The 13,969-nt window shown below is 63.6% G+C and carries 18 protein-coding genes and 1 pseudogene; all 19 read left to right on the top strand.

Translation table 11 applies throughout. From position 1 onward, the window contains the following. Positions 1-501, top strand: a complete 501-nt coding sequence (gene lspA, locus AC0Z6F_RS21770) for a signal peptidase II (RefSeq protein ID WP_003098955.1) — start codon at positions 1-3, stop codon at positions 499-501. A gap of 336 nt (positions 502-837) precedes the next feature. Continuing rightward, positions 838-1,149: a hypothetical protein gene (locus AC0Z6F_RS21765; protein ID WP_003108988.1), complete on the top strand. Its 312-nt coding sequence runs from the start codon at positions 838-840 to the stop codon at positions 1,147-1,149. A 337-nt stretch (positions 1,150-1,486) separates the two neighbouring features. Then, the gene (locus AC0Z6F_RS21760) at positions 1,487-1,699 is read left to right on the top strand and encodes a hypothetical protein (protein WP_003116833.1); all 213 of its coding nucleotides are present in this window, start codon (positions 1,487-1,489) and stop codon (positions 1,697-1,699) included. Between the two features lie 21 nt (positions 1,700-1,720). Next, complete coding sequence (locus AC0Z6F_RS21755) at positions 1,721-2,113, top strand: hypothetical protein (protein ID WP_003098949.1); 393 nt, start codon at positions 1,721-1,723, stop codon at positions 2,111-2,113. 213 nt (positions 2,114-2,326) lie between these two features. After that, complete coding sequence (locus AC0Z6F_RS21750; RefSeq protein ID WP_003098947.1) at positions 2,327-3,064, top strand: DUF5983 family protein; 738 nt, start codon at positions 2,327-2,329, stop codon at positions 3,062-3,064. A gap of 96 nt (positions 3,065-3,160) precedes the next feature. Next, on the top strand, positions 3,161-3,439 hold the full coding sequence (locus tag AC0Z6F_RS21745; RefSeq protein ID WP_003108989.1) for a hypothetical protein: 279 nt from the start codon (positions 3,161-3,163) through the stop codon (positions 3,437-3,439). A 287-nt stretch (positions 3,440-3,726) separates the two neighbouring features. Next, positions 3,727-4,539: a hypothetical protein gene (locus AC0Z6F_RS21740; RefSeq protein WP_006226009.1), complete on the top strand. Its 813-nt coding sequence runs from the start codon at positions 3,727-3,729 to the stop codon at positions 4,537-4,539. Positions 4,540-4,680: 141 nt separating this feature from the next. Next, positions 4,681-5,034 (top strand): DUF3085 domain-containing protein, encoded by a 354-nt coding sequence (locus AC0Z6F_RS21735; protein ID WP_006226010.1) that lies wholly within the window; start codon positions 4,681-4,683, stop codon positions 5,032-5,034. A gap of 366 nt (positions 5,035-5,400) precedes the next feature. Further along, positions 5,401-6,330, top strand: a complete 930-nt coding sequence (locus tag AC0Z6F_RS21730; protein WP_006226011.1) for a DUF3577 domain-containing protein — start codon at positions 5,401-5,403, stop codon at positions 6,328-6,330. Positions 6,331-6,388: 58 nt separating this feature from the next. Beyond that, entirely contained in the window at positions 6,389-7,078 is a 690-nt protein-coding gene (locus AC0Z6F_RS21725; protein WP_180889220.1) for a DUF3275 family protein, read from the top strand. A 94-nt stretch (positions 7,079-7,172) separates the two neighbouring features. Next, on the top strand, positions 7,173-7,499 hold the full coding sequence (locus AC0Z6F_RS21720) for a hypothetical protein (RefSeq protein ID WP_006226013.1): 327 nt from the start codon (positions 7,173-7,175) through the stop codon (positions 7,497-7,499). Positions 7,500-7,601: 102 nt separating this feature from the next. Beyond that, positions 7,602-7,943: a hypothetical protein gene (locus AC0Z6F_RS21715; protein WP_006226014.1), complete on the top strand. Its 342-nt coding sequence runs from the start codon at positions 7,602-7,604 to the stop codon at positions 7,941-7,943. 104 nt (positions 7,944-8,047) lie between these two features. Beyond that, positions 8,048-8,698: a hypothetical protein gene (locus tag AC0Z6F_RS21710; RefSeq protein WP_008266552.1), complete on the top strand. Its 651-nt coding sequence runs from the start codon at positions 8,048-8,050 to the stop codon at positions 8,696-8,698. Between the two features lie 40 nt (positions 8,699-8,738). Beyond that, positions 8,739-9,872 carry a DUF6094 domain-containing protein gene (locus AC0Z6F_RS21705; protein ID WP_343205059.1) on the top strand — a complete coding sequence of 378 codons (1,134 nt, stop codon included), beginning with the start codon at positions 8,739-8,741 and terminating at the stop codon, positions 9,870-9,872. A gap of 50 nt (positions 9,873-9,922) precedes the next feature. Then, complete coding sequence (locus AC0Z6F_RS21700; RefSeq protein WP_180889223.1) at positions 9,923-10,243, top strand: methyltransferase; 321 nt, start codon at positions 9,923-9,925, stop codon at positions 10,241-10,243. A gap of 89 nt (positions 10,244-10,332) precedes the next feature. Continuing rightward, positions 10,333-10,638, top strand: coding sequence for a hypothetical protein (locus tag AC0Z6F_RS21695; protein ID WP_180889224.1), 306 nt, complete (start codon positions 10,333-10,335; stop codon positions 10,636-10,638). Positions 10,639-10,774: 136 nt separating this feature from the next. Then, the gene (locus tag AC0Z6F_RS21690) at positions 10,775-13,054 is read left to right on the top strand and encodes a helicase-related protein (RefSeq protein WP_180889225.1); all 2,280 of its coding nucleotides are present in this window, start codon (positions 10,775-10,777) and stop codon (positions 13,052-13,054) included. Positions 13,055-13,192: 138 nt separating this feature from the next. After that, complete coding sequence (gene pilL2, locus AC0Z6F_RS21685) at positions 13,193-13,792, top strand: PFGI-1 class ICE element type IV pilus protein PilL2 (RefSeq protein ID WP_003098890.1); 600 nt, start codon at positions 13,193-13,195, stop codon at positions 13,790-13,792. Further along, a pseudogene (locus AC0Z6F_RS21680) lies at positions 13,789-13,969 on the top strand (hypothetical protein); the annotation flags it as partial. The gene pilL2 and the pseudogene AC0Z6F_RS21680, both read left to right, overlap by 4 nt.

The raw sequence follows: 13,969 nt of genomic DNA, 5'->3' as shown, positions 1-13,969 counted from the left end.
ATGGATGAACCATCTCTTCGCAAGACGCAGTGGTACTCACTCGCGATCGTTATATTCGCCGGCGATCAGGCAGCTAAGAGCTACATTGACGCGACAACTCCCTTGGGTTGGTCGCACGAGGTGGCGTCATTCTTCAACCTAGTTCACGCTCTCAATCCCGGCGCGGCGTTCAGCTTCCTTGCTGGCGCGGGCGGCTGGCAGCGGTGGTTTTTTCTGGCGATCGCGTTCGCAATATCGGCATGGCTCGCATGGCTGCTCTCCCGGCCGCTGCGCAAAACGGAAGGCCTTTCGTACAGCCTCATTCTGGGCGGCGCATTGGGCAACGCGTTCGACCGCGCCACGCGCGGGCACGTTATCGACTACATCGACTTTCACCTGCACGGCTGGCACTGGCCCGCCTTCAACATCGCTGACATGGCCATCGTGGGCGGGGCGATCGCGCTGGTGGCCCAGTCGTTCATGAGCGTGGAGAACCCGGCCGCCACAAAGGAGTCCCAGTGACATTGGGACGATCCGGAAATTCGCAATGCACACGGTGCAGGACACCAATCTGAAGAGAACGGCCCCCAGCATGAGCGGCCGCGGCTTGGCCCTCATGCTAGCGCCCACCGCCGCTTTTGCTGCAACGCCCTGTTGCGATGGCGGCGATTGCTGCAACGACGTCGCAATGCCTTGCTGTGAATAAACAGCACGCAAGCCAGTTGACCTGGCAATTATGAAAGTCCATCACGGCGATGCTGGCCTTTTTCGTTCCAATGAGCCGTCACGGAGAGGTGATGATGAAGCTATGCCGGGATCCTGCAAGCTTTAGGACGGTCTTCTTTACCGCATAGCGATATGCTGATGTCACCCGTTCGCCTCGCCTGGCAAGTACAAGTAGTTCGTCGCGGTTTTCTGGCCGTGTCCGCCCGCTTCGCTGGCCCTTTTGCCCCAAACAAGCGCAATCATGCCTGCGTTACCACCAAAGTTCGCCCCCGCCAGTTGCTGTTCCTAAAGGGCATCAAGCTCAACGCCATCGCCGACCGGCCAGCGTATTTCGCATCGCTGCGTGCCCGTCGGGGCCAGCCCATCGTCATCCTCGCAGAGCTGGGACCGGATGAGGCATTCGCCCTGTGGAAGCAGCATGTACTGGGCGACAGGCCTCGCTGACCCAGTTTCGCCTCATCCTCCTGACAGCCCCGCACTTATTGCGGGGCTTTCTTTTTTCCGCGTTCGCCAATCGGGGCTGTTGCAAATGCCGATTTCCGGCTGACGCGGCTCGCCTCGCGCATGAAGCTGCCCGCATGTGTCGCTGATTCGTCAGCACCATGCCAGCAGCCAGAGTTTCCAGGCTGCCGCGGATTCTTTCCGCGCTACCCGCCAGTCCGCCATCGCATCGAGTCTGCGGACGCGCGTCACCCGTGACGCCGATGCTTTTTTCTCAACCGCGTGCGGGAGCTGCCATCCCGTGAGGGACGAGGCCCCGCTTTTTCCAAGGAGCCCGTCCATGTCCCAGCAAGCCTCTTTCGGCCAGTTGGCCTTGATCCATTGCGGCAAGTTCCTGCCGCTCGAAATCCTGCATAGCGCCGCCGGCCACTACATCGGCACGCGCGATACAGAAGGTCCCGTTTCGCGGGAATCCTGCCAGTACTTCCGCAGCTATGCCGCGGCTCAACGTGCCCTCGAAAGAGGCGGCTGGTCCCAGCTCGCCACACCCTGATCCAACTGGAGGAACCACGTCATGAACCAGCTTTTGCCCCAGGAAGTCGTCGATCAGATCATGCGGGAAGAGCAGCATTTCGCCGCCGCGCCCCAAGCCTTCTTCGAGGTCTGGAAGCGCGGCGTCGAGATCGCAGGCCCGCAATGGTTTGGCGACGGCACGCGCGAAGGCCTGAACCAGGCAAAGAGCAAGTGGGATCTGCGTCCCGACATGCTGCGTGCCAACGACGCACTCGGCGTCCTGAGCAGCGGGGAACGCATGTTCCTGTCCGCCATGTTCAGCTTCTACAACGCGCGCGAGGGCGGTGCCATGCTCAAGCGCTGCCACTTCCAAGGACTGTCGGACTTCGATGGTCTCGATCTGCAACGCCGCAAGGTCATCGCCGATCTGTTGGTGAACTACAGCGGTTGGTGAGCCGGTCTGCGGCATACCACCGTCTTTTTGTTCACTGCCCATGAGGGACATGCGTCCACGCGGCCATGTCCCTCGATTTTTCTTCCGTCAGCCTGCGCCGATTGGCCCAAAGCCCTCGATCAGTGCCGCCTGACGCTTTTTCCACTTTCAACCCACCGGGGTTCAATTCCCGGTGGCGGGAATTGGCTCCATTATTCAATCTGGAGAAATTCCATGACCCAGAATCCCAATCCCTTTGTACGCGGCTACTGGAATCTGAGAGTCGTCCGAACGCTGTGCATCTGCTACGGGGACGGAAGCCCGCATGTCTGGCGATCCATCCACACGAGCCAAGCGCATCTTTCCGACAACGACCTGATCTCATCGCCTTGCATCGTCACCAGCGACTTCGCGTTGATCAAAAGCGGCACTGACGCCATCAGCGACGAGCTGATTGCTGAATGTGATGCTGTTGAAGGCATCAACGGCGAAGGCGTGGTGGGCGCCGTGGTCTATGCCATCCATGGCGACGACCTCGACGGCCGCCCGGTCCATGTCGGTGATACCTATTCGGCCGAAGCCGCGCGAGACGTGGTGCAGCGGTTGAGTTTCGAGACCGGCTATTACAGCCGGTGCTGGGAAGTCAGCAGCGCGCACATCTGCCAGGAAACCGGCCAGTACCTCGCCAACCTGGCAGACCTCGCCACGCCGGAGGCTTTTCTGTTCATCGCCTTTCGGGTTCCGTACAGCCCGGCGATTGGCGTCAAGCTGATCTCCACGCCCTGGACAGACAAGAACCTGGAATATGCCGAGGGCATCAGTGCTGAGCAGCTTCGACAGGAGCACCGCGACAAGGGCATGCCTGACGACCTGGCGAACATCCTTGAACTGGCCGGCCAGGCAGATGTGCGCATCCTCATCCTCGATGCCGACGCACCCGCGCTACTGGGCTTGCCACTGGCCGAGACCTAGCAGACACGCGACGCGCAAGCCTTCCCCTTTATCCCCCATATGCCAGCCCGCCTCCCACCAGGAGCCGGGCTGGTTCAATTCCATAGGAGCAATCTCATGTTCCCCGATCTCATCTTGCCCACGCCCGACTTCGAGAATCAGCTTGGAGCCTGCGTCAACGCCATGAGCCAGGACGACGCCATCGGCCAGATCCTGGTGTTCGAGCGCATGAGCGGTACGCTGCACATGCGCCATATCGACAGCGCCGATCTGGTGGACACCGACATTGACGACTACGAAATGGTCGTATTCGACGGTGGCAACACAAGCGGCGACACGTGGAAGCACGTGTTCTTCCCGCGTCAGCGAGAACACTACTTCGTGTACGAAGCCTGACCCCCAAGCCCCTTTCGAGGGGCTTTTTCTCGCCCGCAGCGCTGGAAAGCGGGTGCGATGGGGTGCCGTTTCCTGCAAGCGGGCCGCTTACTCCCGGGCCATTCTTGCCCCATGTTCGTCGGCGTTGCCGACACATGCCCAGGCAGCCAAGACCTTCAAGGCTGCAAGCACGGGAAGCCGTGCTGGTCGATGTTTTCCACGGACGTACCGCGTCCATCCACACCACCCACAAGGGACCTCTCCCTTGCGGGCGGGGAATCCCTTGTTTCTTCCTCAAGGAGATTCCCATGGACCGTTCCCTCATCAAATCCATGATGCCTTCGCTAGTCGCAGGCCACGTGCCCCGCAACGTGCGGTCGTTCAAGTACCGCGTGTTCGACGATCAGCCGCAATCTTCGACATTGGGCTTCGCCGTCGACCCCCAGCCCTTCGACGGGAAGGTAGTCGCCATCACCGACGATGCCATCGTCGTCAAGCTCAAGCCGAGCGAGTTCGCTGTGCTCGATTCCAAGCTGGTGACCACCGTCCCCGACGAAGGCGCCAAGGTGCATGTCCAACCCTACGCACGGCGCCGTTTCGATGGGCTGCGGGCGGACACGCCGGAAGAGCGCACCGAGATGACGTCCGACGGCATTCCCTACACCGTCAAGACGCACATCCTCGGCTCCGCGCCGGCCAAGCTGCCCATTCCCGAGCCGCAGTGCATGGAGCTGGGTCAGCTCATCCAGCAGTTGGAGGAAATGCCGGCGCCCGATGGCTTCCGGCGCATCACCCACATGCTGGTCGATGCGGGTGCCCGGGATTTCACCTGGGTCGATCCGACGCCGTCCAAGATCATCGAGACGCCTCCGGCGATCAGCTTCACGGTCTCGACCGCGAAGTTCGAGGGCCGGGTGACGGTGCTGTACGACCGAGGCGGCGACACCTACGTGGTGGAGCTGCATCGCGACGGCGAATTGGTCGATCGGCATGACGAGGTGTATTTCGACATGCTCGGCGAAGTGCTGGAGCGACTCATCGACGACGGACGTTGGCGCCTGATCGATGTGAGCGTGATCGACGCCAAGGCTACCCGGCAGCGCCAGGCGGTGCCGGCATGACGCCGGAAACTGAATCCTGCCGGTTCTACGGCTGACCCGTGGGTCCCGCCACGAAGTTTCGCCCATGGGCCATGTGCCCACAGGCCCTCCATCCATGCGGATGGAGGGCCTTTTCTCTATTCCACATAGGAGATTTCAACCATGTCACTGCGATTCAAAGGCTCCGACCTGCGCCCCGTGCTGACCGAGGCCATCGCCAGCCAATGCCGCGTCATCCTGGTCAAGGACCAGGGCGTGTACTTCCTCGCCGAGCAGGGAGAGCGCCGCCCGGATGGGCGTGTGAAGCTGCTGGCCTATGCCGTCGGCTGCAACCCGGATACCGACCCGTTCGACGACTGGTGGGAACTGGCGCGCGCCGAACTGGGCGGCGACGACTTCGGGGAGTACTTCGACCCGAAGGACGGCGTATTCACGCGCATCCTGCACACCGAAGACGACCTGATGCTGTCGGCCACCGCCACACATCTGTCGCTGGAGGTGGTGCCTCCCGCATAGCGCGGCAACCGCCACTCGACTCTCGCAGCCCCCCACACCGGGGGCTTTCTTTTGCGCTGAGCCGGGCTGCGTGGACAAAGGGAAACGCGCGGATGCCAATTGATTGCTGTCGCGCGCGCGAGGCCCGGCCATGCTGACCCCATGCCTGCTGACGCTGTCAGCGACATGCCAGGCAACCATCGGTCTTCGAGGTTGCGGCGCAGTTTCCACTGCGTGACCGAGCCAGCTCGCACCGCATCCATCCGCGAGCGGCCACCAGTCCCTGGTGGCGGATGCTTTCGCCTTATCAACCCACCGCGGGGTTACGCACCTTTCCCCGCATGCGTGGGCTCGGTGTGTCTCCGCTTTTCCCTATGGAGATTCACCATGAACACCACTTCCAACGAGAAATCGTATTTCGACCTCCACACCTCGGGCATCGGCTACCTCCAGCGTGTCCGTGAGGTGCCCGTCAGGGGCGGCCGCCGTGCGCAGCCCTTCCTGGCCTGCACCATCGCCGCGCTGGTCGGCCCCGCCAGGGACCCGAGCTACCGCTACTTCGACGTCAAGGTCTCGGGTGCCGAGGCCAAGAAGCTCGTTCAGCGCTACATCGGCGTTGACGATTCCAAGCAGCGACCGCTGGTGCGCTTTCGCCTCGGCGACCTCTGGGGCGATGCCTACATCCGCGACAAGGGCGAACAGAAAGGCCAGGCCGCCGCATCCCTCAAGGCGCGACTGCTCAAGGCCGAGCTGATCGAGCGGGCCGAACTGGCTTCGATCGAGCAGCACGAGTTGATCACCCGTGGCATCGGCTACCTCAACCGTCCGAAGGACGTCACCCCCAAGGATGGTGACCCGTTCCTGTCGTGCTCCATCGCCGCGCTGGCCGGACCTGTCGATGAACCGGAATATCGGTACTTCGACACGATCGTCGCCACCCCTGAAGCCGAGCATCTGGTTCGCCGATGCGTGCAGGCCATCGAAGGGGATCGCAAGGTGCTGATCGCCTTTCGTCTGAACGACATGAAGATCGATCCGTACATCCGCACCAAGGGCGAGCACGCTGGGGAACCGGCCGCAAGCCTGGAATCGACGCTGGTCCACATCGGTCTGATCAAGATCGACGGCACCCAGGTCTATCCGACGAGCCAGGCGCATGCCGAGGCAGCGCCAGCGGAGGACGCACCCGCGTCCGAAGCCGCCAACGCCATCGACACTGCCGCCGACGCCGTTTCCTACCAATCTGCCGAGCCCGCCGAGCGCGAGCCCGAATGTGCAGTCGAGGAGCAGGAGCCGGCATTGGCTGCTTCGTTCTGATCCGGCACGGCCCCTCACGGGGCCTTGCCTTTTTCCTATTCGTCCAAGGAGAACCATCATGGCAGCCACATCGGCACCTACGAGATCAGCCCTACCCATCGTCGTCCCGGGCCAGCTCACGTTGCGGACCATCCGGGGCAAGAACGGCCCGTTCACGGTTGGGCGCCTTTCTACCCCCATCGGCGAGTTCGCGGTTAAAGACGCGGAGTTGGAGCAGTACCCCGAAGGAAAGTACGACGGGGATTTCGTCATTCGCTACATCTTCGCGAAGTCCTATCCGGTCGCGGGCGGCGCGCGGTTTGAAGTGCGCGCAAACCTCGACGGCATGACGCTCAACGGCATCGACAAACTGAGTCGTGATGAGGCCCGCAGCTTCGCCACCCAGGAAGTCGATCCACTCGATGAAGAGCTGGGGACGCAGCCTGCGGAAACGCCGGCCAAGCCCGCCAAGGCCTCCAGACCCGCCAAGCCCGCACCCGTGCAGGCCTCGGCGGACCCGCTGGTCGATACCACGCCCTTCGGTGTGGATGCACCGACGCCCGCTGCGGCGGCTGCCCCTGGCAGCACCGAAGAGGGCGACGTTGCTTTGTTCGGCTTGCTCTGGCCGCTGGGCGATTCCGTGAAATTGGATTCGACCATCGACCGCCGCGCCCTGCGCGCGCAGATCGCCCGCCTGGGCGATCTGGGCTACGCGCTGGACTTCAAAACGCACGAGTGGAGCCGCCAGGCCGAACTGCAACCTGCGTGATCGCAGACACCGCATGCGCGGTGTTCTTCATCCACCCGCCGGGGCTCTTTCCCTATGCGGGGAGGCCCCCGGCTTTCTTCTGGAGGTCTCCATCATGTCCACCATCGATTGCGATACACCCCGTTCTTCGCTGGGTGAACCCGCGTGGCGAGCTGTTTGCAAGACAGCCGCCGAGCACGCCCAGCGTGGTTGTGGCCTGTCCTGGGACCACTGGGTCACGCTTTTCAGTTCGGAGATCGACGCGCAAGCCAGTCGATTGCCGGAAGAGCAACGCGCACAGGCGCTGCAGATCGCACAGGAATGGGGCTACGCCACACCGGCCGAAAGGCAGGAAACCCAGGACTGGAACGCCGAAAACGGCTACTGCTCGCACGGAATCGAACTGGGTTATTGCCCGTCCGGTTGCGATTCGGACTATTGAGGTCCGGCACACGTCATCGCCGCTTGCGCGGCTTTTCTCCACCCCTTGGGGCAGCACCTGCCTCAGGGGCGGTGCTGTTTCCGATTCACCGAGGACATCACCATGAGTCGGCACTACTTCGACACCGTTCACAAGGGCTTTCCCATCACCGTCGTACTGGGCTGGGACCGGCCGGCAAATTACTTCTTCCTATTCATCGAAAAGCCGGCCGAGCTGATCGACGATACCGCGAAGGTCGAGAGCGACGACTTCTTGTACAGCAACCTGCACGAGAGCGACCCGTTCAACCACTACCTGGACTACTACCGAGTGGTCCTGCGCCATTTCCACATCGACGTGCCCGAAAGCATGTTCACCGAAGTCCAACAGGACTGCGAGGGCAACGTTGGCAACCGTGTAGTCAAGCATCAGGCCGACGGCTCGTTCACCGAACAGACGTTCTGAACGCCCAAGCGGATCGAACACCTTATCCGCATTCCTTCATCCCTAACGGGGCATTCGCTGCCCCTGCGGGCGGTGCTGCCCCTCATTTCATCGAGGACACCACCATGCACGCACACACTTCATCCACCACGCTGTTCCACATCGACGAATGCCCGGACGTTATGGCCGACGCTTGCGTCGGCGATGACCAGGGCAACCTGATCTTCCTGTCCATCTGGGCGCGCGACACCGCCGTCCAGCAGTTCCTTGCACGCCTGACCCTCGGGCGCGACGAGCAGGGACTGGACCAGTTCCACGTCATCACCGACCAGGGCGGCAGCGTCCCGGTATTCATCGGCAACGTCGATCGCCTGGAAAAGCGCATCACGCGCGCCTACCGGCGAACGCTGTTCGGTTCGCTGTCCAACGTGTGGCTGTTCGACCGGCGCTGCGTCAAGCCCGACAAGGCCAACGCCAGCGCATTGGCACTGCTGCCACGTGACAGCGCCCACCGGCTTGACCGCCTGTGGATGCTGGTGCGGGACACCTGCCCGTTGCCGCTGCTCGACCACTGGCGCGAGACCGTGCTGGAACTGCTGCAAAGCCGCGAGATGCTGGCCCGCCTTCCGTCCGCCCTCGGGCCGCTGGAAGGCCATCGGCTCGCCATCGACGTGCCGGCGCTGAGCTTGGCGCTGGGCTCCCTGATCCGCAGTGACGCGCTCACCGCCTATCCCTATCCGGCCAAGATTTGGACGCCGGAAGCGGTGGCGGCTTGACCCACCCTCGGAGGCACGCCTTGGCGTGCTTCCGTCATTCATCCCCGCCAACCAGGAGACTTCCATGGCTCTCATGTTCCCGCGGCTCGCCCGCAATTTCGCCAAAAATGGGTACTACCCGACCGACGAACCCACGCTCGAAAGAGCCCTCAACGCACTGATGCCCAGCGACGGGCCGATGTGCATCCTCGATCCCTGCGCCGGTGAAGGCGTGGCAATCGCCGAAGCCTCTCATGCCCTCGGGCGCGAACAGGCCAAGGCGTTCGCCGTCGAATTCGACGCCGAGCGGGCGCGCCATGCCCGCGGCCTGGTCGATCACTGCCTGCACGCGGACCTGATGGACACGATGATCTCCAAGCAGTCCTTCGGACTACTGTGGCTGAATCCACCGTATGGCGACCTGTCCAAGGACGTCAACGGCAACATCGGCTATCAGGGCCAGGGCCGTGCCCGCCTCGAAAAACTGTTCTACCAGCGCACGCTCTCGCTGCTGCAATACGGCGGCGTGCTGGTCTTCATCGTCCCCGGCTACGTGCTCGACGCGGAGCTGGTCGGCTGGCTGACGCGCCACTACGCAGACCTGCGGATCTACCGAGCGGTGGAGACGCAGTTCAAACAGGTGGTGATCTTCGGACGCCGGGTGCGCCAGCGCGAGCAGGTGCCCGATGGCGCCAAGGCCGTGCGCAATCTGCTGCTGCAGGTTGGGCTTGGCGACGTTGAAGCCGAGGAACTGCCGAACGAATGGCCGTTCCTGCCGTACATCGTCCCCGCCAGTCCGGCCGAGCCGGAGCATTTCTTCCGCGTGACGATGGAGCCCGAACAGTTCGCCGACGAGGTTGGCCGGCTGCAAGGTCTCTGGCCGTCTCTGGACACGCACCTTGGGGCTGCGCAGCAATCGCTGCGTCCACCGGCGCGGGCCTTGTCCCACTGGCATCTCGCCCTGGCTCTGGCCGCGGGCGCGATCTCGGGGGTTGTGCGCTCCAAGACCGGGCGCGTGCTCGTCGTCAAAGGTGACACCCACAAGGACAAGACGCTCCAGCGGGAATTCACCGAACGCGAAGACGGCTCCATCGCCGAGACACGCATCCTCACCGACAAGTTCGTGCCCGTTATCCGCGCGTGGGACATGACGCCTGGCTCCCCGACAAGGGGCGAGGTGCTGACCATTCGCTGATCCACCGGACGCGCTGCCGTCCTGCTGTACCACATCGAAGGAGAAACACCATGTTCCCCAATCCGTTCAAGCGGCCTGCGCCGCACAAGCAACCGTTGTTCGCACCGAGTACGCTGAAGTTGAGCGAGAAGGTGCATTGGCTCGCTCGAAGAGGCCTGATCGACCCCTTGGCCTATGTCCAGCGCCATGTGCGTGGGGACTGGGGTGAGATCGATGAGGCCACCCGCCAAGCCAACGACGTCGCGATCCAACAGGACAACCTGATGATCTCGCAGTTCAGGATCACGCCGGACCTGGCGCTGATCGTCAAGACCAGCGAGGACCACCAGACCACGGTGGTCCAGCTTCCCGAAGAGCGGGACCTGATCTGAGGCCCCACATCGTCATCCTCATCCACCTGACGGAGCCACTTCACTCCGGCAGGGGTGTCGTGGCTCAATGACTCATCAAGGAGGAGCCCATGGCATCGCATCGCATCGAAACCTACTGCCAGCGGCTGGCGTTCCCCATCGGGGCGCTCATCCTCAGCAGAGGTGTTGACCGCCTGGTCCGCGCGGGTCGCCTTGACCCGATCCCGTACTTCAGGCGCCACACCCGTGGCGACTGGGGCGACGTCAACATCCAGCAATGGCAGACGAACAGCAGCGCGCTTCAATCGGGCGCGTCGCTGGAATCGCACTACGTGATCCATCCGGGGCTCGCCATTCGCATCGTCACCGATGCGCAGCGCAGCGCTACCGTCATCGTGCTTCCGTCCGAAGACTGAGCACGGTTCATCCGCGGGCCACCCAGGCCAGCATCTTCAACCACCCTCGGCCACGCGCCGATTCTCTTCCCACCACGGGGCATGCCACTGCCCCGCTGGGGGTGGTGCATGCCCCATTTTTCTTTGGAGCATCACCATGTCCCTCGATCTCGAAACCACTGCCGCTGAAGCCACGCCCGTGCAGGGCGAACTGCTCGACGCGGAATCCAACCCTCTGACCCTGAGCCTTCAGGATTTCGTCGGCGAGTTCGGCGACGAACTACTCGACGCCCTCAACAGCGCCAACCCGCCGGTCTATACCGGCCAACCGCATGCGCACCGGCAGCTCATCGTCGCCAGCCTCAAGCGCAAGCTGTTCCCAGCCCAGGCCGAAGTCGTCCACGCCGCCGCCGAGTTGCTGATCGACCGTGGCGAACGCGCCGCGATCGTCAATGGCGAGATGGGCTGCGGCAAGACGACCGTCGGCATCGCCGCGGCTGCCGTGCTCAACGCCGAAGACTACCGCCGCACCCTGGTCCTGTCGCCACCGCACCTGGTTTACAAGTGGCGGCGCGAGATCCAGGAGACGGTGGCCGGTGCCAAGGTGTGGGTACTCAACGGGCCGGATACGCTCGTCAAGCTCATCAAGCTGCGCGAGCAGTTGGGCGTGCAGCCCACGGGCCAGGAGTTCTTCGTCCTGGGGCGCGTGCGGATGCGGATGGGCTTTCACTGGAAGCCTGTCTTTACCACGCGGCGCACCCGCCACGGCGACGTGGCGGCTTGCCCGGACTGCGGCACGGTCATTACCGACCTCGACGGCGAGCCGGTCAACCCGGTCGCGCTCCAAGCCGAGGAGTCCCGCAGGAAGTGCGGCCACTGCGCCGCGCCCCTGTGGACACTGATCCGCCCGCGCAGCCTGTCCGGCAGCGACCAGTCCTCGGCCGTGCTCAAAGCCTTGAAGCGCATCCCGACCATCGGGGAAGTCACCGCGCAGAAGCTGATGCAGAAGTTCGGTGACGGCTTCCTGGCCTCGATGCTCGGCGACAACATCCACGAGTTCATCAACTTGATGGATGGCAACGGCGAGCTGGTGTTTTCCGACCGTCAGGCCGCGCGCATGGAGCGTGCGATGGCCAACATGGAGTTCGGCTTTGGCGAGGGCGGCTACCAACCGTCCGAGTTCATCAAGAGATACCTGCCGCAAGGCACGTTCGACCTGCTCATCGCCGACGAGGCCCACGAGTACAAGAACGGCGGCAGTGCCCAGGGCCAGGCCATGGGCGTGCTGGCGGCGAAGGCTCGTAAGACCTTGCTGCTGACCGGCACGCTGATGGGCGGCTACGGTGATGATCTCTTTCACCTGCTGTTCCGAGCCCTTCCTGGGCGGATGATCGAAGACGGCTACCGCCCGACCACGAGCGGCAGCATGACCTCGGCTGCGATGGCGTTCATGCGCGATCACGGGGTGTTGAAGGACATCTACTCCGAGAGCACCGGCACGGCTCACAAAACGGCCAAGGGCACCAAGGTATCGGTGCGCACGGTCAAGGCCCCGGGCTTCGGCCCCAAGGGCGTGCTGCGCTGCATCCTGCCGTTCACGATCTTTCTCAAGCTCAAGGACATCGGTGGCAACGTCCTGCCGCCGTATGACGAGGAGTTCCGTGAAGTCGCGATGGACACGGCGCAAGCCGCGGCCTACCGCGATCTGGCGGGTCGGCTGACCGCGGAGCTGAAACAGGCTCTGGCGCGACGCGATACGACCTTGCTGGGGGTGGTCCTCAACGTGCTGCTGGCCTGGCCGGATTGCTGCTTCCGGTCGGAGACCGTGGTGCATCCGCGCACGCGCAACACCTTGGCGTTTGTCCCGGCTCAGTTCAACGAGTTCGAGATCAGCCCCAAGGAGCGTGAGCTGATCGACATCTGCAAAGAGGAGAAGGCCCGGGGCCGTAAGGTCCTGGCCTACACGGTCTATACCGGCACGCGCGACACCACGTCGCGCCTGAAGGTGCTGCTGGAGCAGGAAGGCTTCAAGGTGGCGGTGCTGCGCGCGAGCGTGGATGCCAGCCGCCGCGAAGACTGGATCGCCGAGCAACTGGACCGTGGCATCGACGTGCTCATCACCAACCCCGAGTTGGTCAAGACGGGGCTGGACCTGCTGGAGTTCCCGACGATCGTGTTCATGCAGTCGGGCTACAACGTGTACTCGCTCCAGCAGGCGGCACGCCGCTCCTGGCGCATCGGGCAGAAGCAGCCCGTGCGCGTGATCTACCTCGGCTACGCCGGTTCCTCGCAGATGACCTGCCTGGAGCTGATGGCCAAGAAGATCATGGTCTCGCAGTCCACCTCGGGCGACGTGCCCGAATCCGGGCTCGAAGTTCTGAACCAGGACGGCGATTCCGTCGAGGTCGCACTGGCCCGGCAGCTTGTCGCCGCATGACACGTTCCACTTACGGCCCTTCGGGGCCGTTTTTTTTGCCGCTCCCGGTAAATCGGACGCTGCCTGGTTCGCATTGTTTGCTGCCGCTCGCGGCCTGAGCGGCGATGGTGAGGGCTGGATGTTTCAGGACGCCGAGCTATGTGCCCCTCTCCACCGTGGTTTCACTATCCCGAACGCCGCCTTCTGGCGGGATTTCTCGGCCTGCTGTGGTCGGTGCTGGCCGGTGGCTGCGCGACGACGACTGCGCCGGTCGCGCCCGACACCATCGCGGAAGTCTTGGCCGCGCCTGAACCCGAGGCTTCCGAGTACATCCCGGTCGTGCGCTACGCCCGCTACACACTGGTCGAACTGGCACCCATGGCGGCGCAGCGCGACCTGTTGTTGCAGACCATCGACGTGTCCATGCCCGAGGATGCCCGCGCCACGGTCGGGGATGGGCTTCGGCACGTGCTCAAACGCAGCGGCTATGGCCTGTGCCAGACCGCGCATGCCGTGATCGAGCTGTACGCGCTGCCGTTGCCGGCGGTACACCTGCACCTCGGCCCCATGACCTTGCGCGATGCGCTGCTCACGCTGGCTGGCCCGGCCTGGGAACTGCACGCGGATGACCGCGCACGGCAAATCTGCTTCGAGCGGCCCGGCGATCGCGCGGTCGCCGAGTCCCCATCCGAGCCACCCGCCACCGAGGCGGTGCAGACGTTCCCGCTGGCACCCATGGTTTCGGGAGGCCAGCCATGAACGCCCCGCAACCTGCCCAGCGATCGACCGCCGCCGTGGTGGTGCAGAGCCTGATGTGGCTCTGGTTGATCTTCCTCAGCGTCTTGGCGGCCCTGGGCTACCAGGCCCTCAGCGACCAGGCCGACCAGGAGCGGCTGGATTCCCGCCTGCAACGCCTGGAAGCGCAGGCAACTGGCT

The organism is Stenotrophomonas sp. 1L-E-5-B-C3 (assembly GCF_057292075.1).
The sequence above is the reverse complement of the archived record's forward strand: the minus strand, read 5'-3'. Positions and strand labels throughout refer to the sequence as shown.